Below are 23,995 nucleotides of genomic sequence, written 5' to 3'. Positions count from 1 at the left end.
GTCGACGCCGGGCCGCCATCCGACCGGGCCGCCGTCGTGTGGCACTCAGACGCACCGTCCGTCGCTGACGCCTCGGCGGCAGTGGAAGCGCTCCTCGGCGCCGCCGGGCACCCAGCCGTCGTGCTCGAGCGTGATCGTGACCCGCAGGTCCCGGCCAGCGACCGCGTCGTCGAGGAAGCCCCACGAGAGCACGGCGACGTAGCCGAGCCCGTCGTCGTCCTCGTCGAGGTGCACGCGGGTGGTCGTCTCCCAGGTGTCCTCGCCGAGCGCCTCGGCGTCGAGCGCCCGGGCCAGGTCGAAGGCCAGGTCACCGGGCGAGTCGTAGAAGTTCTCGAGGTCGGCGGGCAGCTCGGCGGCCTCCCACGGCGTCGCGCCGGACTCCCACTCCTCGGGCTGGTCCGGCTGGTCGACGTAGGTACGCAGCTGGTCGGTCAGCCCCTCGGCGCTGTGCTGGGGCAGCGGGCTCCCGTCCACCGAGCCGGCGTCGGGGCCGTCGCCGTCGGTGCCGTCGGTGCCGTCGTCCTCGGTGTCACCCGCGTCGTCCGCGTCGTCCGCGTCGTCCGCGTCGTCCGCGTCGTCCGCGGCGTCGTCGCCGCCATCGCCCGGGTCGGCGTCCGGCTGCTCACGGATCTCGTCGCGCAGCTGCTGGTTCTCCTCGAGCAGCGCGTCGGCGTCCTGGCGGGTCTCCTCGAGTTCGGCCTCGAGCTCGGCCACGCGTGCCTGCGTGCTGCCGTCGTCGTCACCGTTCGTCCCGCACGCGGTGGCCATCAGCGCCACGGCCGCGAACGTCGCCATCGAGCGTCGCATGGATCGTCCTCCCGTCGACGACCGACCCTACCGACGTGGCCGGACACCGTGCGGGCGGTGGGATTCGAACCCACATGGGCCTCGCGGCCCCAAGGGGTTTAAGCCCTTTGCGTCTCACCGGTTTCGCCACGCCCGCGCAGGCGGGAAGCCTAGAGCAGGCTGCGCTGTCGCTCACGACGGCGCGTCCTTGCGCGCCTCCACGAGGTCCGACGATGTCCGGGCCGTCTCTGCGTCGGGGGAGCCCCGTCCGCGGTGGACCAGCAGGGCCAGGACCTCGGCCAGGTGCAGGGACCGCGGGACCTCGCCGCCGGCGAGGTGGGCGATCTGGGTGCGGCAGGAGAACCCGTCGGCCAGCACGATCGTGCGCGGCGCCGCGTCGCGCAGGGCGGGCAACAGCTGGCGTTCCGCGGCGGCGACCGACACCTCGAAGGGCTCGCCGTCGCGGTAGCCGAACGAGCCGGCCAGGCCGCAGCAGCCGGCGTCGAGGTCGCGCCACGACGCCCCGAGCCGGTCGAGCAGCCGCGCGTCGGCGTCCGTGCCCATCACCGCCCGCCCCTGGCAGTGCGGGTGCAGCAGCACCTCGACGTCCTCGAGCGGGACGGGTGGCGCCCAGCCGATCCCGTCGAGGAACTCCGCCAACGTGCGCGTCGCCCCGGCGATCGCGGCGGCGGCCGGGTCGTCGGCGAGCAGGCTGGGCAGCTCGTCGCGCAGGGCCGCCACGCACGACGGCTCGAGTCCGACCACCGGGACGCCACCGACCGCGGCCGGGCCGAGCACGGCCACCAGGCGACGTAGGGTCGCGACCGCCTCGTCGAGCATCCCGTGGTCGTACAACGGTCTTCCGCAGCACACCGGACGGGGCGCCACCACGACGCGGCGACCGGCCGCCTCGAGCACCTCGACGGCGGCGCGGCCGACCTCGGGGGTGAGCGTCTCGGTGAAGGTGTCGACGAACAGCAGCACCGGCTCGCCGGACACCTCGGAGCCGCCCCGCCGGCGCCACCAGGTCGAGAACGGCTCGTCGGCGAGCGTCGGCACCGGCCGCCGGGCGCTCACCCCGACCCGCGGTCGCAGCCAGCGCGACGGCGCGGAGCCGGCCAGGGCGTTGGCCAGCCGCGGCGTGTGCGACCCGGCGCGCAGCCACCACCGCACGCGTCCCAGCGCCAGGTGTTCGGCCGGCCGGCGCCTCTCGGCGTAGGTGCGCGCGAGCACCTCGGCCTTCAACGTGGCGACGTCGACGCCGGTGGGACACTCGGCCTTGCACGCCTTGCACGACAGGCACAGGTCGAGCGCCTCGTGCAGGCGCGCGTCGCCCAGGCCGTCGAGGTCGGTGTCGGGCCGCAGCACCTCGAACAGCAGGTGGGCGCGCCCACGGGTCGCGTGCGCCTCCTCGTGGGTCACCATCCACGACGGGCACATCGTGCCGGTGCCCTGGTCGCGGACGCACACACCCATGCCGACGCAGCGGGCGGCGGCGCCGGCGAGGTCACCGTCGTCCTCGGCGAGGGCGAACCAGCCGGCCGGGGTGGTCATCGCCGCGCGTGGCCGCAACCGCAGGTCGGCGTCGAGCGGAAGCGGATCCACCAGCCGGCCGGGGTTGAGCAGTCCCTGCGGGTCCCACAGCGCCTTGAACCGTCGGAAGGCGTCGACGAGCTCGCGGCCGAACACGCGGCCGTACAGCTCGGCGCGGGCCTGGCCGTCGCCGTGTTCGCCCGACGGCGACCCACCGTGGGCGACGACCAGGTCGGCGGCCTGCTCGACGAACCGGCGGAAGGTCGCCACCCCGGCGTCGGTGGCGTGGTCGAAGTCGATCTTGGTGTGCACGCAGCCGTCGCCGAAGTGGCCGTAGACGCCAGCGGTCAGGCCGTGGTCGGCCAGCAGGTCGGCGAGGTCGGCGAGGTAGGCGGACAGCCGGGCCGGAGCGATCCCGGCGTCCTCCCAACCGGAGAGCTTCATCGCCTCTCCGGGCGCGACCGAGATGGCGCCGAGCCCCTCGGCCCGTACCCGCCACACCGCGCGCTGGTCGGCCGGGTCGACGACCAGGCGGTGGGTGGGCGCGCCCACCTCACCGCGCGCCCGGACCAGCCGCTCGGCGGCGGCGGTGGCCTCGGCGACGGTGTCGCCGGCGAACTCGGCCACCAGCCAGCCGTCGCCGTCGGGCAGCAGGTCCAGCCCGCGTGGGCGCGGCCGGCCGGGACGGGCGGAGCCGGCCACCAGCATCGCGTCGATCCCCTCGAGCGCGGCGGGACGGTGGGGCAGCAGCGCCGGGACGTGCCGGGCCGCCTCGACCAGGTCGCGGTAGCCGAGCAGGACCTGCACGGTGGCCCCCGGACGCGGGACCAGCCGCACGCTGGCGCCGAGCACGACCGCGCAGGTCCCCTCGGTGCCCACCAGTGCCTTGGCGAGGTCGAGGTGGTCCTCGTGCAGCAGCTGGTCGAGGCCGTAGCCCGACACCCGCCGGGGGACGGCCGGGAACCGTTCGCGGACCAGGGCGCCGACCTCGCCGCGCAGGTCGAGCAGCCCGGCGAGACGGCCCGCCATCGGTCCGTCCCCGGCGGCGAGCGCCCTCGCGGCGTCGAGCGGGACCCGGCCGAGCTCGACGCGCGTGCCGTCGGCGAGCAGGACGTCGAGCGACTCGACCTGGTGGACGGTGCGTCCGGCCGTCAGCGAGTGCGGCCCGCAGGCGTCGTTGCCGAGCATGCCGCCCAGCGTGCAGCGGTCGGCGGTGGAGGGGTCGGGACCGAAGCGCAGGCCGTACGGCGCGGCCGCCCGCTGCAGCGACGCGAGCACGACGCCGGTCTGGACGCGTGCCGTCGCGGTGTCGGGGTCGACGTCCTCGATCGTGTCGAGGTGGCGCGCGAGGTCGAGCAGCACGCCCGTGTTGGTCGCCTGGCCGGCCAGCGAGGTCCCCGCCCCGCGGGGGGTCACCGGTACCCCCGCCGCCCGGCACACCGCCAGCACGGCCGCGACCTCGTCGGCGTCCCTGGGCGACACCACCCCGAGCGGTACGTGGCGGTAGTTGGACGCGTCGGTGGCGAACAGTGCCCGCGTGCCGGGGTCGAAACGGACCTCGCCGGTCACGGTGCGGCGAAGTTCGAACGCGAGTTGCCGACGGGTCGCCTCGTCGGGCAGCTCGACGGGCCGCGTCGCTCTCCTGCGCGCCACCGCCACGGCTGGTCCTCCCGCCTCGTCGTGGGCAGCCTAGGGTGGCCACGCGTGACCGGCCCGACGGCCCGACGACGAGGTGGCGACGTGAGCGCACGCTGGTTCCCGAACGGTGTGGTGGCGAGCCCGCACCACCTCGCCTCGGGCGCCGGCGCGCGGGTGCTGGCCGACGGCGGCAACGCGGTCGACGCGGCCGTTGCCGCCAACCTGGTGCTCGCGGTGGTCACGCCCTACCTGTGCGGAACCGGCGGGGACCTGCTCGCGATCGTGTGGGACGGCCAGGCCCACGGCGTCACGAGCGTCGGCAGCGCCCCGCGCGGTGCCGACGTCGCCACCGTCCGGGCCGCCATCGACGCGGGGCACGGCGACCCGACGGTGTCGATGCCCGGCACCGCCGGCATGCCGACCTTCGGCGCGCTGGCGGTCACGGTCCCCGGCGCCGTCGCCGGCTGGTTCGACCTGCTCGAACGGTTCGGCAGCCGCTCGTTCGGCACCGTCGCCCGGACGGCGGTCGAGCTCGCCGAGGACGGGTTCGTGGTCAGCGCCCACGGCGGCGGGGCGCCCGAGCGGGCGCGTCAGCGCCTGGCGGACCAGCCGCACTGGGCCGAGCACTACGGTCGCATGCGGGCCCGCGAACGCTTCGTGCAGCCGGATCTCGCGGCGACCCTGCACCGGCTGGCCGACGACGGCCCGGACGCGCTCTACCGCGGCCCCCTCGGCGAGCGCATCGTCGAGGTGCTCCAGCAGCACGGCTCGACGATGACCCACGACGACCTGGCCGGGCACCGGGTGCAGCGGGGCACGCCGATCCGCGGCGGCTACCGCGACCTCGAGGTGCTCGAACTGCCGCCACCGACGCAGGGGGTCACGGCCCTGACGGCGCTGGGCGTGCTCGACCGGCTGGGGGAGCGCCTGCCCGACGACCCGGCCCTGGCGACCCACCTGCAGGTCGAGGCGGTGCGCGCCGCGCTGGGCGACCGCGAGCAGTACGTCGCCGACCCGCGTCACATGCGGGTGTCCGTCGACGACCTGCTGGCGCCGGCACGACTGGACGCGATCGCCGCGGCCGTCGACCCCGACCGTGCCGGCGGGTGGCCGCCCGCCCGGCCCTCGGCGGGCGGCACCGCCTACCTGTGTGCCGCCGACCGCGACGGGCTGCTGGTCAGCCTCATCCAGTCCAACTTCGTCGGGTTCGGCTCCGGCGTGGTCGTGCCGGGGACCGGCATCGGCCTGCACAACCGTGGCGCGCACTTCTCCCTCGACGGGGACGACCCGAACGCCATCGGCGGCGGCAAGCAACCCATGCACACGTTGATCCCGGCACTGGCGCTGCGCGGCGGGACGCCGGCGTACGTGTTCGGGACCATGGGGGGTGACGGGCAGGCACAGATCCACGCCCAGGTGCTGGGCAACCTGGTCGACCGTGGCGACGACCCGCAGACCGCCGTCGCCAGGCCCCGCTTCGTCGTCAGCGTCGCGGATGGCTCGGTGGGGCTCGAGGCCGACGCCGACCCGGCCGTCGCCGACGGTCTGCGGGCGCGCGGTCACACCGTCACCGACATGCCGGCGAACGCCCACGGCGCCGGCCATGCCCACGCCATCCAGCCCGTCCCGGCCGGCGGCTACGCGGCCGGCAGCGACCCCCGCACCGAAGGTGGCGCCATCGGCTGGTGACCGGCCCCGCCAGCTGACGACAGGAGCACGAATGCAGGTCCAGGAGTACCGCGTCCTCCACGAGGGTCGCGAGGTGGTGGTCGAACTCGACCAGGCCTTGTTCGTCGCCTATCGCGCGCGACTGCTGATCGACGGGGTCCCCCGCGACGAGCGCAACGTCGTCGGCGGGTCGTTCCGCCTGCACAGCGGCGACGAGGCGCAGGTGGTGGTCGAGGTCGAGCTGTCGTGGTGGGGAAAGGTGCGTCGGGCCGCCGTGCGCACGCCCGCGGGAGGGGTGCCGCTCGAACCGGTGCGTGACTGACCGGCGACCAGCCTGGGGCCGGCGACCTCAGCCGGTGGCGTCCACCGCGGGGACGCGAGCCGGGCCGGTCGTCGCCCGCACCACGAGCTCGGGACGGAACCGCAGGTGCGGGACGTCGCGGTCGCCCAGTGGCTGTTCGCCGAGCAGCTGCACGACCGCCTGTGCCATCGCCTCGAACGGCTGCTGAACGGACGTCAGCGGCGGATGGACATAGGGGTTCGGGCCGGCGTCGTCGAACCCGATGACCGACACGTCCCCGGGCACCGACAGGCCCTGCTCGCGGATGGCGCGGATGGCCCCCATCGCCATCAGGTCCGATCCGCAGACGATGCCGGTCGCGCCGCGCGCCAGCAGCTGGACGGCCGCCGCGTGTCCGCCCTCGATGCCGTAGAGCGTCTCACTGACCAGCTCGTCGTCGTGTCGCGCCTCGGCGAGCCCCTGCCGGTAGCCCTCGGTGAGCTCGATGCTCGGCAGGTAGCGGCGCGGTCCGATCGCGAGCCCGATGCGGCGGTGACCGAGCGCGGCGAGGTGCCCGACGGCCTGCCGGGCCGCGGTCGCGTGGTCGACGGTGACGCTCGGGACCGGGAGACCGGTCGGCGCACCGTTGACCAGCACGGCCGCGACCCCGCGGGCGAGCAGGTCGAGGTAGCGGGCGTGGTCGTCGACCGCCGTGGTGTCCGCGCCGAGCCCGGACACGAGGATGACGCCGGTCACGGCGTGGTCGAGCAGGACCTCGAGGTAGTCGGACTCGACCATGCCGGCCGGCGTCGAGGTGCACAGCACCGTGGTCAGGCCCTCGTTGGCGAGCCGGGACTCGATCGCCTGCGCGAAACGCGGGAAGACCGGGTTGTCGAGTTCGGGCACGATCAACCCGACCAGGCCGCGGCGGCGGGCGCGGGCCACCCCGACGGGCTCGTAGCCGAGCTGGTTGAGTGCGCGCAGCACTTCCCGCCGGGTCGTCTCGGAGACGCCGGCCTTGCCGTTGAGCACGCGGCTGACGGTCGCCTGGCTGACACCGGCGAGTTCGGCGACGTGACGGAGTCGTGGTTTCACGCCACGGACCCTAGTCGCTACCTCCAAGCTCTGAAAGGTTTTGCGGAAATCTTGGCAGCACCGTGCAACATCTTGCTAGAGTCGGCCTCGCCGGAGGAGAGGACGGGCGCGCGGTTCGTCCCCCTGGCCACGAGGGAGAAACGTGCGATGACCAGCTGGAGGAAGTGGGCGGTCGTGCCGGCCGCCGCGCTCGTGCTGACCGCCTGTGGGAACGGGACGGAAGAGCCGACGACCACCGAGGACCCCGCGGAGGACACCGCGGAACCCACGACCGAGGACACCGAGGAGCCCACCGACGAGGAACCGGCCGAGCCGGAGCCCGACGAGGGCGCCGAGGAGGAGGGCGAGGAGATCGCCCGTGCCGACGCGGACCTCGTGATCTGGGCCGACGACACCCGTGCGCCGATCCTCGAGCCGCTGGCCGAGGAGTTCGGTGAGGCGGAGGGCATCAGCGTCGCCGTGCAGGAAGTGCCGTTCGACCAGATCCGCGACCTCGTCTCGGTCCAGGGTCCCGCGGGCCAGGGCCCCGACGTCTTCATCGGCGCCCACGACTGGCTCGGGGAACTGGCCGAGAACGGCGTGGTGGAGCCGCTCGACCTCGGTGGCGCCGAGGGCGACTACCTCGAGGTCGCCACGCAGGCGTTCAGCTACGACGGCACCAACTACGGGCTGCCGTACTCGATCGAGAACATCGCGCTCGTCCGCAACACCGAGCTCGCTCCCGAGGCCGCCGAGACCCTCGAGGACATGGTCGAGGTCGGTACCAGCGCGGTCGACGCCGGTGACGCCGACCTGCCCGTGGCCTGGCAGCAGGACCCGGGCGACCCGTTCCACAACTACTGGGTCGTGACCGGCGCCGGCGGCTACGTGTTCGGGCAGCAGGACGACGGGTCCTACGACGCCGAGGACGTCGGCATCGACTCCGAGGGTGGCCTGCGTGCCGCCGAGATCTTCGGCGAGCTCGCCGAGCAGGGCGTGGTCAACTCCGACGTCACCTACGACGTCATGATCGACACCTTCGCCTCCGGTCGTGCGCCGTTCGCAGTGACCGGTCCGTGGGCGCTGCCGGACTTCGGTGACGTCGACTACGTCGTCGAGCCGCTGCCCAGCGTCGACGGCAACCCCGCCGGCCCGTTCGTCGGGGTGCAGGGCGTGATGGTGTCCGCGTTCGCGGAGAACTCGCTCGCCGCCACCACCTTCGTGCTCGACTACCTCGGCCAGGAGGAGGTCCAGCTCGAGCTGTACGAGGCCGGGGGCCGACCCCCGGCGCTGCAGAGCGCGTTCGACGCCGTGTCCGACGACCCGGACGTCGCCGGCTTCGGCGCTGCCGGTGAGACCGGCCGGCCCATGCCCGCCATCCCGGAGATGGGTGCGGTCTGGACCGCCTGGACCGACGCCTACCAGAACATCTTCGCGGGCAACGACCCCGAGGCGGCGTTCGAAGAGGCAGCCGAGCAGATCCGCAACACCATCGACGCCGGCTGATCCGCGGCCACGCGACGATGAGTCAGCAGCAGACCGCCGGCCGGGGGGCGTCCGACGCCTCCCGGCCCGCCGGCGGGCCGAACGGTCGACGGCCCTCCCGCGAGCCCTTCGCCGACCGTCTCGCCGCCCGGCTCGGCTCCAACAGCCTGACGGGCCTGTTCTTCAAGCTCGTCTTCCTCGGCGTGGTCAACGGCCTCGCCCTGTACGCGGTCTCGACCCTGCTGCCACTGCGGGCCTGGACCCCGCTGCTCGTCGTGGTCGTCGCGACGCTCGCGCTCGACGCGGTCTACCTCTCCCGGCGCACCCTGCCGCTGAAGTTCCTGATCCCCGGCACGATCGCGCTGCTGGTGTTCCAGGTCTATCCGGTCCTGTACACCGCCTACATCGGCTTCACCAACTACGGCACGGGCAACGTGCTGACCCAGGACCAGGCGGTCGACCGCATCCTGGCCGGCGCGACCCGGGTGCCCGAGGGCGCCACCCGCTTCCGGTCCACGCCGCTGGTCGACGACGCCGACGGCACGCTCGCCCTGCTGCTCACCGATCCCGACGGGGACGTGTTCCTGGGCACCGCCGACGGCCTCGAGTCGATCGACGAGGGGGACGTCGCCGGCGAGGGCCGCGACATCGTCGTGGCCGACCGCTTCCGGCCACTGACGCTCGGGGAGGCCCAGCAGCGCGAGGACGAGGTGCTCGACTTCGCCGTGCCGATCTCCGACGAACGCGCCGCCGAGTTCGACGAGGGGGTGAACGCCGAGGCGATCAGCGTGCAGACCTTCACCACCGCGGCGGTCGCCGTGACCGCGCTCGAGCTCGACGAGGACACCGGCAACATCGTCGACACCGTCGAGGGCGTGGTCTACGAGCCGGTCGACGGGGTCTACACCGCCGAGGACGGTGCCACGCTGCGACCGGGCTTCCGCACCGTGGTCGGGTTCGACAACTACGAGCAGGTGCTGACCTCACCCGCCATCCGTGGACCGTTCTTCCGCGTGTTCGTGTGGACGTTCGCGTTCGCGATGCTGTCGATGCTCACGACGTTCGTGATGGGGCTCGCGCTCGCGATGGCCCTCAACGACCCGCGCATCAAGGGGCGCAGGCTGACCCGCTCGCTGTTGATCATCCCCTACGCGCTGCCGTCGTTCATGACGGCGCTGATCTGGCGCGGTCTGCTCAACCAGTCGTTCGGTCCGGTCAACCGCATGTTCGGACTCGACGTGCCGTGGCTGTCGAGCCAGGCCTACGCCGGCGCGTTGCCGAAGTTCTCGATCCTGCTGGTCAACCTGTGGTTGGGCTTCGGGTACATGTTCCTGATCAACACCGGTGCGCTCCAGGCGATCCCGTCGGACCTGACCGAGGCGGCCAAGGTCGACGGCGCGTCGGGCTGGCAGGCGTTCCGCAACGTGACCCTGCCACTGCTGCTGGTCGCCGTCGGACCGCTGCTGATCGCCTCGTTCGCGTTCAACTTCAACAACTTCAACGTCGTGTTCCTGCTGACCGGTGGCGGGCCGCCGATCGGTGGGACCCCGACTCCGGCCGGCCACACCGACATCCTGATCAGCTACAGCTATCGATTGGCGTTCCAGGGCGGTCGTGGTCAGGACTTCGGGCTCGCTGCGGCGGTGTCGTCGATCATCTTCCTGCTCGTGGCGGTCTTCAGCTACATCGGCTTCAAACGCACCGCGGTGCTCGAGGAGATCAACTGATGGCCGCCGACCCGGTCCCGATGCCGGTCCCGACGACCGAGCACGCCGCTGTCCGTGACCCGGCCATCCGCGCCACGCGCACCCCGTCGCCCAAGGGGGTGCGCTGGTTCAAGGAACTCGGCTGGCGCTACCTCGTCGCCCTGTTGGCGGTCGCGTTCGCGCTGATGCCGGCCTACTTCGTGGTGCTCGCGTCAGTGTCGCCGACCGCGACGCTGCAGGGCAGCCAACTGCTGCCACGCGAGGTCACCACCGCCAACTACACCCGGCTGTTCGAGGTCACGCCGTTCTGGACCTGGCTGGGCAACTCGCTCAAGATCGCCGGCGGCGCGGCGATCGCCAACATGATGCTCTCGGCGATGGCCGCCTACGCGTTCTCGCGGCTGCGCTTCGTCGGCCGGCGGGTGGGCCTGCTCACCATCCTGCTGGTGCAGATGTTCCCCCAGTTGCTCGCCAACGTGGCGATCTTCCTGTTCCTGGTCAACGTCCGCGGCTACTTCCCGGCCATCGGGTTCGGGACCCAGCTCGGGCTGTTCCTGGTCTATCTCGGCGGGGCGCTCGGCACGAACACCTGGTTGATGAAGGGCTTCTTCGACACCGTGCCGACCGATCTCGACGAGTCGGCCCGCGTGGACGGCGCCACCCACGGCCAGATCTTCGTGCGGATCATCCTCCCGCTCTCCGCGCCGATCCTGGTGGTCGCCGGGCTGCTGTCGTTCATCTTCCTGTTCAACGAGTTCATCCTCGCCAGCATCCTGCTCGGCCAGGAGGACGCCAACCAGACCCTGGCGACCGGGCTGTACCGCTTCATCGACCAGAACTACGGTCAGCAGTGGGGGCCGTTCGCCGCCGGCGCCCTGATCGGGTCGCTGCCGACGCTGCTGTTGTTCCTGTTCGGCCAGCGCTGGATCGTCTCCGGGCTGACGTCGGGCTCGGTCAAGGGCTGATGGAGCGGCCACGCACGTGACCGACCTCCTCCACCAGGCCCACACGGACGGCTCGCCGGTGTACGTCGCCACGCCGGCGGGTCGTGCCGTGGCCGCGCCCGCCCTCGGCGACCGGGTGGTCGTCCGGGTCGAGGTGCCCCACGCCGCCGAGGTCGACGCCGTCCACGTGCGCACGACCCCCGACACCGAACCGGCCTGGGCCCCGGCGCGGCGGGTGGCGCGCGGCCCGGCGGTCGACCTCTTCGAAGCCGAGGTCGAGGTCGTCAACCCGATCTCCCGCTACCGCTTCCTGCTCGACGGGCCGGGAGGACAGCGCTGGCTCACCCAGCTCGGCGTGGTCGACCACGACGTCGCCGACACCTGGGACCTCGGCCTGGTGGCGACCCCACCGCCGCCGGCCTGGGTGGCCGACGCGGTCCTCTACCAGGTCTTCCCCGACCGTTTCGCCCGTGGTGACGGCAGTACCGACGCACCGGAGGCCTCACGGTTGCCCGCGGACGCGCTGCCGGCGGCCTGGGACGACCCGGTCGCCACCGTCCACCCCGCCTCGATGCGCCAGTTCTACGCCGGCGACCTGCCCGGGATCGTGCGCCACCTCGACCACCTCGTCGACCTCGGTGTCACCGGCGTCTACCTCAACCCGGTGTTCCCGGCGCCCGAGAACCACCGCTACTGCGCCGCCGACTTCGACCGCGTCGACCCGCTGCTCGGTGGCGACGCGGCCCTGGTCGAGCTCGCCGCCGCCCTGCACGCGCGTGGCATGCACCTGATCGGCGACCTCACCCTCAACCACTCCGGCGACCGCCATCCGTGGTTCACCACCGCAACGGCCGACCCGAGCTCCACCGAGGCCGGGTTCTACCTGTGGCACGACCACCCCGGCGGACGGGCGTTGGGTTGGGCCGGCGTCCCGACCCTGCCGAAGTTCGACCACCGCAGTCAGGCGCTGCGCGCGCAGCTCTACGACGGGCCCGGTTCGGTGGCCGCCCGCTGGCTCGCGCCGCCGTTCTCGCTCGACGGCTGGCGGGTCGATGCCGCCAACGTCGCCGGACGCTCCGGTGCGATCGACCTCACCGCCGAGGTGCAGGCCACGCTGCTGCGCACCATGCGCGAGGTGCGGGGCGAGGACGCCTACCTGCTCGCCGAGCACTGCCACGACGCCACCGCGGACCTCCAGGGCGCCGGCTGGCACGGCACGATGGACTACCTCGGATTCACCCGTGCCGCCTGGAGCTGGCTGCGCGACCCCGACCGGCTCGACGACGCGATGGGGCAGCCGGTCGCACTGCCGCGTCGTGGCGGTGCCGCGGTCGTCCGCGGCCTCGACCTCGTTCGCGGCCAGGTGCCCTGGCGCAGCGTGGTGCACTCGCTGTCGCTGCTCGGCTCCCACGACCGGGCCCGGTGGGCCACCGTCGCCGGCGACGTCGACCGCCGCGACGTCGGCCTGGCCTGGCTGCTGACCTTCCCCGGGGTCCCCTCGCTCTACTACGGCGACGAGATCGGGTCGACCGGCCACGACGACCTGCAGGCCCGCGCGCCCATGCCGTGGCACCGACCCGAACGTTGGGACCACGACGCGCTGGCCTGGGTGAGACGACTGGTGGCGCTGCGGCGGTCGTCGGTGGCGTTGCGTCGCGGCGGGCTGCGCTGGATCCTCACCGCCGACGACCAGCTCGCCTACCTGCGCCAACATCCCGATGAGCGGGTCCTCGTGCAGCTCACCCGCTCCGGCACCGACCCGGTCGAGCTCGACGCACGGCTGCTCCACCTCGCCGAGGACGCCACCGTCGAGGCCCTGCTCGACCATCCGCCGCTGCGCGTGTGCTCCGGTCGCCTGCGCCTGCCCGCCACCGACCGGCCCATCGCCCGGGCCTGGCGGCTGCCACCCCTGCCCGTTCCGTACGCCACCGAGGCCCGCCCGTGACCGTCCCCGCCGACCCACGCCGCTCGCTGTTCCCCAACGCCGTCCTCGGGGACGGCTCGCTGCTGGTGACCCTTTCCGCCAGGGGAGAGGTCGAGCAGCTGTGGTGGCCGCACGTCGACCACGACCCCCACCTCGGCCTCCTGCGCCTGGCCACCGTCGCCGACGGCACGCTGCGCTTCCTCGACGAGGCCGGTGACGTCCCGCCGGGCGGTGCCGGGCCGGTCCGCCACACCCAGACCTACGAGGACGCGGCCAGCATCCTGCGCACCACCGTGGCCAGCGGCGAGGCGGCGGTGACCGTCACCGACGTGGTGACCGTCGACGCCCCGGTGCTGGTGCGCCACGTGACGGGTCTGTCCACACCACTGGCCGTGGTGGTGCGGCCCGAGCTGGCCGGACAGGTGCAGGGCGGCGGTGGCTTCCTCGACCCGACCACCGGCGCGCTGGTGTTCCACCGTCGCGACCGGGTGCTGGCGCTCGCCCTCGACGTCCCGGCCACCGGCACGCTGGGGGAGCGGCACAACGGCGATGACCTGCTGCGCGATCTCGCCGAGGGGCGGTTGCGCGGCAGCGGCGTCGTCCACGGCGAGGTCGACGGGGCGCTGGTCGCCGACGCCGCCTGGCCACAGGTGACGGTGGCCGTCGCGGTGGCCGACACCGTTGCCGAGGCGGTCGACCGTGCCCACGCCGCCGTCCGTGGTGACCGGGAGCGTCAGTGGCGCGAACGTCGGGAGGCCGACGCGGTCGCTCGGGCGACCGTTCCCCTCGTCGTCGACGGGCCGTTGGCCGACCTCGAACGACGATCGCAACTGGTGTTCGCCCTGGTGTCGGACAAGGCGACCGGTGGCGTGATCGCCGCACCCGAGCAGGATCCGTGGTTCGCCCGGTCCGGCGGCTACGGGTTCGTGTGGGCCCGTGACCTCGTCTACCTCCTGCTCGCCGAGCTCTCGGCCGGTCGCGACGAGCTCGCCGTCCCCGCCCTGCAGTGGCTGGTCCGGGCCCAGGGAGCCGACGGGCTGTGGCTCCAGCGCAACTGGACCGACGGCAGCCTCGCGCCGTCGTGGGGCACCCAGCTCGACGAGACCGGCACCGTGCTGTTCGCCTACGACCAGGCCCTGCGCACGCTCGGACTCGGGGGGCTGCACGAGCTGGTGTGGCCCTCGGTGGTCCGCGCCGCGGACGCGCTGGTGCGGGTGCTCGACCCGGCCACCGGCCTGCCGGCCCCGTCGATGGACCTGTGGGAGGAGCGCGTCGGCCTGCACGCCTACACCGCGGCCGCCACGGAGGCCGGACTGCGCGCGGCCGCCGACATCGCCCGCCGTGCCGGCCAGCCCGGCCGCGCCGAGGGCTGGGACGCCGCCGCGGGACGCGTCAAGGCCGGCATCGAGGCCTTCCTGTGGTCCGAGGAGCACGGGCACTACCTGCGCTCGATCGTGCTCGCACGCGGGGACACCGCCGGTGACCCGGTGCCCGGCTGTTACGGCCTGCTACCGGCCCACGCGCAGCACCCGGTCGGGTCGGTCGACCCGATCGACGCGACCCCGGACGCGTCGCTGCTCGGGCTCACCTATCCGTTCGCGACCTTCGCGCCCGACGAGCCGCGGATGGCCGCCACCCTCGAGGTCCTCGACGCCCGGCTGCGGGCCGCCGACGGTGGCCTGGGCCGCTATCCAGGCGACGACTACCGGGGCGGCAACCCATGGGTGCTGACCACCCTGTGGCTCGGGCTCGCCCGTCGGGCACCCGGTGCGCCCGTGCCCGCCGACGGACTCGACTACGCCCGGCGGGCGGCCACCTCGACGCAGCTGCTGCCCGAGCAGGTCGACGCCGCCACCGGCCGGCCGGCCTGGATCGTGCCGCTGACGTGGAGCCATGCGATGTACGTGCTGGCCTGCCGACCCGACACGCCGGCGTTGGCCGAACATCGGCGCCGGGTCGCCGCCGTCCTGGACTGACCCGACTCAGCGGCGCAGGTCACGGAACGGGTCGGGGTCCTCGTCGAGCGCCCGCCGCTCGACGTCGGCGGAGCGCTGCAGGGATCGCCACACGACACCGGCGAGCACCGCGACGACCAGCACCAGCACCACCGTCGCGACGACCTCGCCCACGTCCGCTCCTCCCCGGGTGGCGACGGTACCGGCTGCCGACGGTCGGGGAACCTCCGCCGGTTCCCCGACCGCGGCCGCGAGGTGGACGACCCTCGTCCTTCAGCGGTGGTGCGCGGGAGGGATCGCCCCGCCGGCCCGGTTCCCTGCACCCGGTACACGACGAGGGGACAGCATGTTCGGCTTCTACTCGAATCGACTCGGATGTCTCGGGTCGATCGTGGTCTCGGTGATCGGCACCCTGCTGCTGCTGGCCCTGTTCAGCCTGCTCCGGGGCTGACCGCGTCGGCCCGGCCTCCGGGCGCCGGCCGGAACAGTTCGCCGAGGAAGGCGATCAACAGCCGTTCCCGTAGCGCCGCGGGGAGCGCGTCGAGCATCGCGTTGATCGTCGCCATGTCCGGTGGCAGGGCGGCACCGTCACCAGCGTTCGGTCCGCTTGCGGCGCGCCCGAGGCCGGCAGCTGCCAGCAGCCCGGCGTACATCTCCGGGGTGAAGGCGTCGGGATCCAGGCCACGCAGCGCGGCGAGGAAGGTGCGCCGCTCGTCGGACACCTCGATGCCGCGGGCGTGCTCGCAGGCCGCGGCGAGGTCCTCGAGCATGGCGTCGACCACCTGCTCCGAGGTGGCGGTCACCGAGAAGTGCACGTTCGCGGGCGAGGCACCGTGGGCGAGCTGCGGCTGCACGTACCAGCCGCGCCGCTTCATCTCGTCGACCACCTCGAACACGTCGTACGCCGGCGCGTGCGCCGCCACGAGGCTCAGCCGCGGGTCGCCCAGCACCTCGAGGCCGTCGATCGCGGCGATGCCGTCGATCAGCCGTCGCGTCGCCGCCTGCGTGCGGCGGGCGACGTCGAGGTAGCCGTCGTCGCCGACGTGGTGCAGCGTCGCCCATGCCGCCGCCAGCGGACCGGCCGACTTCGTCGACTGCATGGTCGGGTTGATCACGGTGTAGCCGGACCAGTCCGCGCAGGCGTAGAACTGGTGGCGGCGCAGATCGGCGTCCCGGTAGAGGACCACCGACGCCCCCTTGGGGCAGTAGGCGTACTTGTGCAGGTCCATCGAGATCGAGGTGACGCCGGGCACACGGAAGTCGAACGGCGGCACCTCGACCCCCAGGCGGGCGGCGTAGGGGAGCAGCCAGCCGCCGATGCAGGCGTCGACGTGCAACCACACGTCGCGCTCGGCGGTGACCGCGGCCACCGCCTCGACCGGGTCCATCACGCCGTGGGCGTACTGCGGTGCGGACACCACGACCAGGGCGGTCCGCTCGTCGATCGCGGCGGTCAGCGCGGCGGCGTCGGCCGCGAACGTCGTCGGGTCGACCCCGACGCGCACCTCCTCGAGGTCGAAGTAGTGGGCGGCCTTGGAGAACGCCGCATGGGCGGTGTCGGGCAACACGACCCGGGCGCGTCCGGGGCCGGATCGTTCGCGCAACCGGTCGCGGGCCGCCTTCACGGCCAGCATGCACGACTCGGTCCCGCCGCTGGTGAAGCTGCCGACCGCGTGCTCGTCCCCGCCGAGGTGGGTGACCGCGATCCCCACGACGTCGTTCTCCATCGCCAGCACGCTCGGGAACACGGTCGGGTCGAGCCCGTTCTCGTGCAGGAAGGCGAGGTAGGCCTGCCCGGCCACCTCGTCGACCTCGGCCCGGCCCGAGTCGTAGACGTACGCCCAGGTCCGCCCGCCCCGGCTGTCGAGATCGTCTCGGCGCAGGACGTCGAGGCGGGCGAAGACCTCGTCGCGGGGCAGGCCGCTGTGGGGCAGCGTCACGGGGACTCCGGTGGTCGGTCGACGGCATCGGTGCCGGCGTCGGGTGCGACGTCGGCGTCGGGGGCTCGAGGGGCGTCGGGTGCGTCGGGAACGGGCAGCGGGGACGGATAGGGCACGGCTCCCGGGGCGAGCGGTGGAGCGTCGGACCCGTGGAGCCCCGCGACCGTGTCGGCGTCGAGGTCGTAGCCGCGCAGGAACCACAGGCCGGACACCACCAGCAGCGGTGGCACGAGGGCGAACCCGAGGAGTACCCCGGTGACGGCGGACGACGGTTGGTCGACGATCGCGCCCGACTCGGTCTCCACGAAGCCCGTCAGGGCGAGGATGCCGGCGTAGACGGCCGGCCCGATCGCCATGCCGCCCTTCTCGCCCGCGGTCCAGACGCCGGTGTGGGCACCTGCGCGCCGCAGACCGGACCGGGCCGTGTCGAGGCTGATCGCGTCCGGCAACATCGCGAACGGGAACAGTTGCGTGCCGGCGTAGGCGGTACCCATGACGACCACCTGCAGGTAGACCAGCCACAGCCGCTGCGGCGACGCCGTGACGAGCGACAGGCCGCCGGCGGCGAACACCAGCGAGCAGGTGACCCAGCCGGCGCGCTTGCCGAAACGGTGGCCCACCCACGCCCACAGCGGCATGGTCACCAGCGCCGGGCCGACCAGGCACACGAACAGGATCGAGGTCTGTCCCGGGTCCCCGAGCACGTAGGCAGCGAAGAAGTCGACACCGGCGAGCATCGCGCCGATGCCGAGCGCCTGGACCACGAAGCAGGCCAACAGCAGCAGGAACGGTCGGTTGTCGCCCGCGGCCCGCAGCTGCTGCCGGAAGGAGGCGGTGGTCGCGACCGGCGCGGCGACCGGGGCCGCACGGGTACCGAGGAAACAGGCCAGCAGCGCCGTGAGCAGCACGGCCCCGATGGCCAGGCCCATCCGGGCGTAGCCGTCCCGGCCACCACCGCCGGCGGCGACGATCTCCGGTGCAAGCCCACCGGCGAGCAGGATGCCGACGGTCAGCAGGGCCACCCGCCAGGAGAGGATGGTCGTGCGCTCGTGGTAGTCCTGCGTCATCTCGGCAGGCATGGCGACGTAGGGCACCTGGAAGATCGTGAACGCGGTCGTACCGAGCACGTAGACGCCCAGCACGTAGACGGCCGCCGGCCGGCCGGCGAGCTCGGGCACGCGGAACAGCAGCGCGAACGCGACCGGCAGGGTGAGCGCGCCGGCCAGCAACCACGGTCGACGCGGCCCGAGTCGGGAACGGGTCCGGTCCGACAGCGACCCGACCAGTGGGTCGGTGACCACGTCCCACAGCCGCGGCAACAGGATCACCAGCCCCGCCAGGGCCGGCGGCACCTGCAGCTGGCGGACCAGGAAGGTGAGCAACAGCAGGCCCGGCACGGTCGCGAACACGCCGGTGCCCACCGACCCGACCGCGTAGCCGAGGTAGGTGCGTCGCGACAGCGTCGGTCGAGCGAGCTGGCCCATGTCCCGTTCCCGTTCCGCGTCCCTCCCGGACGCGGAACGGCGAACCCTCGCCGAGGGTGGCCGGGCCGTCAAGCATCCGGGCGCTAGCGTCGGAGGACCGACGGCGTCCGGAGAGCTGCCCTGATGGCCGAGAAACGCACCGTCCACCTCGGACAGTTCACCGACGAGCACGCCGAACGGATCGCCGAGGTGCTCGAACGGGCCGGCATCGTGTGGTGGCACAAGAGCTCCGGGCGCTACACCCGGATCCTGTCGGCGGGGGACTGGGGCACCCGCCTGTACGTCGAGGCGGGACGCCTCGAGGAAGCGCAACGGCTCGCTCGGGACGTCCTGGACGCGACGCCGGAACCCTGACGCCGGCGGACCGGGGTCCGTCAGGGGCGTCCGTACCCGACGATGTCCTTGCGCGACAGGCCGTCGCTGCGGACGCGGACGTTGGCGCCGGTGTACGGCGCCTCGACGATCTGCCCGCCACCGACGTACATCGCGACGTGCGAGATGCCGCTGACGGAGCGGCCGTAGAAGATCAGGTCGCCCGGTTGCAGGTCCCCGCGCGAGATCCGCTTGGTCGCGGCGTACTGCGAGCGCGACGTGCGGGTGATGTCGACGCCGGCGGCGCGCCACGCGAACGAGGTCAGGCCCGAGCAGTCGAAGCTGTTGGGTCCGCCGCCGCCCCACTGGTAGCGCTTGCCGACCTGTGCCAGGGCGGTGTCCACCGCAGCCTGCGCGGAACGGCGGGTCGAGGGTGCCGGTGCGGGCGTGGACTCGCCGCTCCCGCCGCCACTGCTGCTGCCGTTGCTGCCGCCGCTGTTGGTGCTGCCGCCGCTGTTGGTGCTGCCGCCGCTGTTGGTGCTGCCGCCGCTGTTGGTGCTGCCGCCGCTGTTGCCGGAAGCGGCCGGCGGCGACGAGGGCGCCGGTGCCGGTGCCGGCTCGGGTTCGGGTTCCGAGGGCTGCGCGGCAGCCTCGCGCTCCCGGGTCGCCTCCTGCCGGGCGCGCTCCTCGGCCTGCTGGCGGGCACGTTCCTCGGCCTGCTGGCGGGCACGTTCCTCGGCCTGCTGGCGGGCACGCTCCTCCGCTTCGCGGCGGAGGCGCTCCTCCTCGGCGCGGCGACGCTCCTCCTCCTCGCGCTCCTCGGCCGCGCGGATCCGGCGCTCGAGATCCGCGATCTCGGTCTCGTTGGCGGCCACACGCTGGTCGAGCCGCTCGCGACGCTCGGCGACCTGTTCGGCCGACGCGACCGCCGCGGCACGCTGCTCGTCGAGGCGTTCCTCGGTCGCGGCGATGGCCGTCCGGGCCGCGTCCAGACCTTCGAGGTCCGCACGCTGGCCGGCCAGCACCCGCCGCAACGTCGCCGCCTTGGCGCCGGCGTCCGTCGGGTTGCCGGCCACGAAGATCGACGACAGCTCGAGACCGGGGCCGAGCTTGTGGATCCGCCGGACGTGGTCCTCGGCCAGCTCGCTCAGCTCGCCGACCTCGGAGGTCAGACCGGCGTGCTCACGCTCGGTCGCGGCCAGCTCGGCCTCGGCGAGCTCCAGCGCGACCGTGGCCTCGTTGTAGTCCTCGACGACCTCCGCCACCTGCATCATCAGCTCGTCCAGGCGCTCCTGCACCTGTTCGCGCTCGCCCCGCAACTCCTGCGAGCTCGGCTGCGCGGCGGCCGGCAGGACGCCGGCGGCCCCGATGGCCAGCGCGGTCACCACGGACAGGGCGGTACGGGACAAGCGGCGGCTCGGACCCTGCGGCACGGAGGACCTCGGGGGTTGGGCGACGGGGAGTGCGGTCCGGACCAGGGCGCGAACTGCCGACGGCACGGACGGCCAAGGAGGCTACAGGTCCCGGGCGGCCAATGTGCCGACGGCCACCATCACCGCCGCGACGGCCGAGAGGACCGGACCCATCGCCGCCCGGACCGACAACTGCAGGTCCACGCCGCTCGGCAGCCGGCCGGCCAGGTCGAGCAGTTGGTCTCCCTCACCCCCTGCCACCCGTGCCAGCGACGGCCCAGGCCCCACCCAGGCCCATCCGGCCGCCGAGACCAGCAGCAGCGCACAGCCGAGCAGGACCGTGCGCGTGCTCGCGGGCGGCCGGTCCAGCGCAGCCGCCGCCCCCAGGACGACCGCGACGAGCCCGGCGGCCAGCGTCAACCAGCCCCCGGGCGTGTCGGGCACCCCCGTGAGCGCGGCCACGGCCCGGTTCTGCTCCACACCGAGCATCGCGACCTCGGCCACGGCCGTGAACCACGGTCGCGTCGCTGCCACCACCGCCAGGACGCCGCCGAGCGCGACCACCACGCCGGCCAGTCCCGAAGCGCGCAACAACAGGCGGGCGGTCAGCGCCATGTCGCCGCGCAAACCGCCCCCCTCGTGTGCGCACCCGGCCTGCGACCTCGGATGCTAGTCGGCGCGCGCGACGCGCCCATCGGGACCTTCGATAGGCTCGGCCGACGTCGCCCCCGGTCGCGGGGGTGGACCGGTCGACGTCGCGTCCGACCCGTTGCCCCGGCCGAACGTGTGGTGGGCGGCGGTGCACGCGCCACGCCGACCGCCCGTCGAACACGAAGATGTCCGGGGAGTCACCGTGCCGCCTGCGTCGCGCCCGTCGACCCGATGCGCCGTCCTCGTCTCCGGCGGTGGCACCAACCTGCAGGCCCTGCTCGACGCCATCGATGCCGACCCCGACTTCGGCGGCGAGGTGGTCGTCGTCGGCAGCGACCGTCGCGATGCCGGCGGCCTCGAGCGCGCCCGTGGACGCGGCATCCCCACCGTGGTCCAGGGGCTCGACGACCACGCCGACCGGACGGCCTGGGAGGCGGCCCTGCGACGCGACGTCGAGGCGCACCGACCCGAGGTCGTGGTGCTCGCCGGGTTCATGCGGATCCTCTCGGGCGCGTTCCTCGCCGGCTGGCCCGACCGGGTGGTCAACACCCACCCGTCACTGCTGCCCGCCTTCCGTGGCGCCCACGCGGTCCGCGAGGCCCTCGACCACGGCGTCAAGGTCACCGGCTGCACCGTGCACCTGGTCGACGAGCAGGTCGACCACGGACCCATCGTCGCCCAGCGGGCGGTCGAGGTCGTCGCCGGTGACACCGAGGACGCCCTCCACGAACGCATCAAGGCGGTCGAGCACGAGCTGCTACCCGCCTGTGTGAAGTTGTTGTGTCACGACCTCGTCGCCGTCGAGGGCCGGGTCGTGCACGTCCGAGAGGAGACGCCGTGAACACCCCGATGCCGACGCCCGCCCCCACCCCGGTACGGCGGGCACTGGTCAGCTGCTACGACAAGACCGGTGTGGCGGACCTGGCCGGCGAACTGCGCGCCCTCGGGGTCACGGTCGTCTCCACCGGCTCGACCGCACAGACGTTGCGCGACGCCGAGGTCCCCGTCACCGGTGTCGCCGAGGTCACCGGCTTCCCCGAGTGCCTCGACGGTCGGGTCAAGACGCTGCACCCGCGCGTGCACGCGGGGATCCTCGCCGACCGCACCGATCCGGCCCACGTCGCAGAGCTCGACGAGCTCGACGTCGATCCGATCGACCTCGTGGTGGTCAATCTCTACCCCTTCCACGAGACCGTGGCGTCCGGTGCCAGTGACCCCGACGTGGTCGAGATGATCGACATCGGCGGTCCCACCATGGTCCGCGCGGCCGCCAAGAACCACGGCTCGGTGGCCGTGCTGGTCGACCCGGCCGACTACGAGCGGGTCCTGGTCGAGCTGCGTGAACAGGGCGGGTTGTCGTTCTCGCTCAAGCGCGAACTCGCCGCCAAGGCGTTCCAGCACACCGCCGCCTACGACGCCGAGATCGCGGCCTGGTTCCAGCGCGACGAGCCGTTCCCGACCCAGCTCGGCCTGTCGCTGCCGCGGCGGGCGACGCTGCGCTACGGCGAGAACCCGCACCAGGGCGCCGCGTTCTACACCCACCCCGGTGAGGGCGGCCTCGGTGCGGCCGAGCAGTTGCACGGCAAGGAACTGTCGTACAACAACCTGCTCGACACCGACGCGGCCTGGGGGCTGGCGGTCGACGTCGACGAGCCGGCCGTCGCCATCATCAAGCACACCAACCCTGCCGGCTTCGCCGTCGCCGACGAGCTGCCCACCGCCTACGCCCGAGCCCTCGAAGGCGACCCCGTCAGCGCCTTCGGCGGCATCGTCGCCGTCAACCGACCCGTCGACGCCGAGACCGCCCGCCGGATCGTCGAGGTCTTCACCGAGGTCGTGGTCGCGCCCGGCTACGACGACGAGGCCCTCGAGGTCCTGCGGACCAAGGCCAACCTGCGGATCCTGCGCATGCCCTCCGCCGATCGGCCTCGTGCCGGTCGGGACCTGCGGGCGGTCGCCGGTGGCCTGCTCGTCCAGGACGGTGACCTCGGCGACGAACCGTTCGACGAGTGGAGCGTGGTCACCGAGGCGCAGCCCGACGAGGCGACGCTGGCCGACCTGCGCTTCGCCTGGATCGCGTGCAAGCACACCAAGTCGAACGCGATCGTGCTCGCCAAGGACCTGCAGGTCGTCGGTGTCGGCGCGGGACAGATGAGTCGGGTCGACTCGGTCCGCCTCGCCGTCGAGCGCGCCGGCGACCGCCACACCGGCAGCGTGCTCGCCTCCGACGCGTTCTTCCCGTTCCGTGACGGTCCCGACGCGGCCGCTGCCGCCGGGGTGCGCGCCATCGTCCAGCCGGGTGGCTCGGTCCGCGACGCCGAGGTCATCGCCGCCGCCGACGAGCACGGCATCCCCATGCTGTTCACCGGTCGCCGCCACTTCCGTCACTGAACGGCACAGATCCCACCCTCCACCCCGATCGTCGCGCTCGCCGACGCTCGCTCGTCGCCCGCGACCGCCCCTCGGACCTGTGGGGGCTGCTCGTCGAGCAGCCGGTCGCGCCGCGACCGCCGATCAGCGCGGGACGATCGCGGTGCCGACGAGGCCGGGGCGCGTCAACGCGGGCATCGGCAGCTCGACCCGGTCCACCCCGGCGGTGTCGAACCCCGCCGTCGCCAACGCCGGGGCGGGATCCCGCGTCAGGTGGCACCCGCCCGACAGCGGCGACCACACCGGCTGGAGCAACCGTTGCGTACGCAGCAGCCGGCCCTCGCCGGCGACGTGCTCGAGCAGGACGAGCCGGCCCCGGGGGCGCAGGACCCGCCGGGCCTCGGCGAGCGTCCGACCGACGTCGCGTACCGAGCACAGCACCAGCGTCGACACCACCACGTCGGCGCTCGCGTCCGGCAGCGGCAGCCGCTCCGCCGGTGCCGTGACCACCTCGACGTCGAGGTGGTCCGGCCCGTCCGCGGCCCGTCGCCGCAGCCGGTCGGCCATCGGGAGGGACGGCTCGACGGCGACGACGCGTCGTACCTGCGCGCCGTAGTGGGCGAGGTTGGCGCCCGTGCCCGCACCGATCTCGACGACCTCGCCCGACAGGTCGGCCAGCAGGGCTCCGCGGAGCTCACCGAGACCGGCGCGCTCGACGGCCGCCATGCACGGGTCGTACATCCTGGCGAAGAGGCGTTGCAGCAGCGAGTTCATGCTTCTGCCGTCCGGGGCTCGCCTGAAGCGTAGACGTCTGCGGACACTAGGCTGCCGGA

At 73.6% G+C, this 23,995-nt stretch carries 19 protein-coding genes and 1 tRNA gene; 10 read left to right on the top strand and 10 right to left on the bottom strand.

Features of this window, described 5'->3' with window-relative positions; translation table 11 throughout:
* Positions 1–45 precede the first annotated feature (45 nt).
* The 3 genes from ELR47_RS16755 to ELR47_RS16745 all read right to left on the bottom strand — a co-directional run bounded on the left by ELR47_RS16755 (position 46) and on the right by ELR47_RS16745 (position 3,978).
* Entirely contained in the window at positions 46–807 is a 762-nt protein-coding gene (locus ELR47_RS16755) for a hypothetical protein (RefSeq protein WP_130650925.1), read from the bottom strand.
* A gap of 49 nt (positions 808–856) precedes the next feature.
* Positions 857–943 (bottom strand) — tRNA-Leu (locus ELR47_RS16750).
* A 35-nt stretch (positions 944–978) separates the two neighbouring features.
* The gene (locus tag ELR47_RS16745) at positions 979–3,978 is read right to left on the bottom strand and encodes an FAD-binding and (Fe-S)-binding domain-containing protein (protein ID WP_205745332.1); all 3,000 of its coding nucleotides are present in this window, start codon (positions 3,976–3,978) and stop codon (positions 979–981) included.
* Positions 3,979–4,059: 81 nt separating this feature from the next.
* Between ELR47_RS16745 and ELR47_RS16740 the strand changes: the two genes are divergently transcribed.
* Together ELR47_RS16740 and ELR47_RS16735 are read left to right on the top strand one after the other, a co-directional pair.
* Positions 4,060–5,646, top strand: coding sequence for a gamma-glutamyltransferase family protein (locus ELR47_RS16740; RefSeq protein ID WP_165404156.1), 1,587 nt, complete (start codon positions 4,060–4,062; stop codon positions 5,644–5,646).
* Between the two features lie 31 nt (positions 5,647–5,677).
* Positions 5,678–5,947 carry a hypothetical protein gene (locus tag ELR47_RS16735; RefSeq protein ID WP_130650923.1) on the top strand — a complete coding sequence of 90 codons (270 nt, stop codon included), beginning with the start codon at positions 5,678–5,680 and terminating at the stop codon, positions 5,945–5,947.
* 27 nt (positions 5,948–5,974) lie between these two features.
* Here the strand turns inward: ELR47_RS16735 and ELR47_RS16730 are convergent, their stop codons facing one another.
* Positions 5,975–7,000, bottom strand: coding sequence for a LacI family DNA-binding transcriptional regulator (locus tag ELR47_RS16730; protein WP_130650922.1), 1,026 nt, complete (start codon positions 6,998–7,000; stop codon positions 5,975–5,977).
* A gap of 147 nt (positions 7,001–7,147) precedes the next feature.
* Between ELR47_RS16730 and ELR47_RS16725 the strand changes: the two genes are divergently transcribed.
* The 5 genes from ELR47_RS16725 to ELR47_RS16705 are packed head-to-tail and all read left to right on the top strand — an operon-like array spanning position 7,148 to position 15,014.
* Complete coding sequence (locus ELR47_RS16725) at positions 7,148–8,485, top strand: sugar ABC transporter substrate-binding protein (protein WP_130650921.1); 1,338 nt, start codon at positions 7,148–7,150, stop codon at positions 8,483–8,485.
* Positions 8,486–8,502: 17 nt separating this feature from the next.
* The gene (locus tag ELR47_RS16720; protein ID WP_130650920.1) at positions 8,503–10,191 is read left to right on the top strand and encodes an ABC transporter permease subunit; all 1,689 of its coding nucleotides are present in this window, start codon (positions 8,503–8,505) and stop codon (positions 10,189–10,191) included.
* Positions 10,191–11,135, top strand: coding sequence for a sugar ABC transporter permease (locus ELR47_RS16715; protein WP_205745331.1), 945 nt, complete (start codon positions 10,191–10,193; stop codon positions 11,133–11,135). The genes ELR47_RS16720 and ELR47_RS16715 overlap by 1 nt, the downstream gene beginning before the upstream one ends.
* 16 nt (positions 11,136–11,151) lie before the next feature.
* Positions 11,152–13,059 carry an alpha-amylase family glycosyl hydrolase gene (locus ELR47_RS16710; protein WP_130650919.1) on the top strand — a complete coding sequence of 636 codons (1,908 nt, stop codon included), beginning with the start codon at positions 11,152–11,154 and terminating at the stop codon, positions 13,057–13,059.
* The gene (locus tag ELR47_RS16705) at positions 13,056–15,014 is read left to right on the top strand and encodes a glycoside hydrolase family 15 protein (RefSeq protein ID WP_165404155.1); all 1,959 of its coding nucleotides are present in this window, start codon (positions 13,056–13,058) and stop codon (positions 15,012–15,014) included. Before ELR47_RS16710 ends, ELR47_RS16705 begins: the two co-directional genes overlap by 4 nt.
* A 6-nt stretch (positions 15,015–15,020) precedes the next feature.
* Here the strand turns inward: ELR47_RS16705 and ELR47_RS18525 are convergent, their stop codons facing one another.
* The 3 genes from ELR47_RS18525 to ELR47_RS16695 form a co-directional block, all read right to left on the bottom strand.
* Positions 15,021–15,167, bottom strand: a complete 147-nt coding sequence (locus ELR47_RS18525) for a hypothetical protein (protein ID WP_165404154.1) — start codon at positions 15,165–15,167, stop codon at positions 15,021–15,023.
* Positions 15,168–15,424: 257 nt separating this feature from the next.
* Positions 15,425–16,933, bottom strand: a complete 1,509-nt coding sequence (locus ELR47_RS16700; protein ID WP_205745330.1) for a pyridoxal phosphate-dependent decarboxylase family protein — start codon at positions 16,931–16,933, stop codon at positions 15,425–15,427.
* Positions 16,930–18,417 carry an MFS transporter gene (locus tag ELR47_RS16695; RefSeq protein WP_130650917.1) on the bottom strand — a complete coding sequence of 496 codons (1,488 nt, stop codon included), beginning with the start codon at positions 18,415–18,417 and terminating at the stop codon, positions 16,930–16,932. Before ELR47_RS16695 ends, ELR47_RS16700 begins: the two co-directional genes overlap by 4 nt.
* Before the next feature lie 123 nt (positions 18,418–18,540).
* Between ELR47_RS16695 and ELR47_RS16690 the strand changes: the two genes are divergently transcribed.
* On the top strand, positions 18,541–18,771 hold the full coding sequence (locus ELR47_RS16690; protein WP_130650916.1) for a hypothetical protein: 231 nt from the start codon (positions 18,541–18,543) through the stop codon (positions 18,769–18,771).
* 20 nt (positions 18,772–18,791) lie between these two features.
* Here the strand turns inward: ELR47_RS16690 and ELR47_RS16685 are convergent, their stop codons facing one another.
* Positions 18,792–20,138: a C40 family peptidase gene (locus ELR47_RS16685; protein ID WP_130650915.1), complete on the bottom strand. Its 1,347-nt coding sequence runs from the start codon at positions 20,136–20,138 to the stop codon at positions 18,792–18,794.
* Between the two features lie 105 nt (positions 20,139–20,243).
* Complete coding sequence (locus ELR47_RS16680) at positions 20,244–20,768, bottom strand: hypothetical protein (RefSeq protein ID WP_165404153.1); 525 nt, start codon at positions 20,766–20,768, stop codon at positions 20,244–20,246.
* Between the two features lie 226 nt (positions 20,769–20,994).
* On the opposite strand from ELR47_RS16680, the gene purN reads away from it, so the two are divergent.
* The gene (gene purN / locus ELR47_RS16675) at positions 20,995–21,633 is read left to right on the top strand and encodes a phosphoribosylglycinamide formyltransferase (protein ID WP_130650913.1); all 639 of its coding nucleotides are present in this window, start codon (positions 20,995–20,997) and stop codon (positions 21,631–21,633) included.
* Between the two features lie 8 nt (positions 21,634–21,641).
* Complete coding sequence (gene purH / locus ELR47_RS16670; protein WP_130651457.1) at positions 21,642–23,183, top strand: bifunctional phosphoribosylaminoimidazolecarboxamide formyltransferase/IMP cyclohydrolase; 1,542 nt, start codon at positions 21,642–21,644, stop codon at positions 23,181–23,183.
* Between the two features lie 123 nt (positions 23,184–23,306).
* Here the strand turns inward: purH and ELR47_RS16665 are convergent, their stop codons facing one another.
* Complete coding sequence (locus ELR47_RS16665) at positions 23,307–23,936, bottom strand: class I SAM-dependent methyltransferase (protein ID WP_130650912.1); 630 nt, start codon at positions 23,934–23,936, stop codon at positions 23,307–23,309.
* Between the last annotated feature and the right edge of the window lie 59 nt (positions 23,937–23,995).

Origin of the sequence: Egicoccus halophilus (assembly GCF_004300825.1) — a bacterium.
Lineage (GTDB): Bacteria > Actinomycetota > Nitriliruptoria > Nitriliruptorales > Nitriliruptoraceae > Egicoccus > Egicoccus halophilus.
Note: the sequence above shows the minus strand (reverse complement) of the source record. Positions and strands in the feature narration are given on the sequence as shown.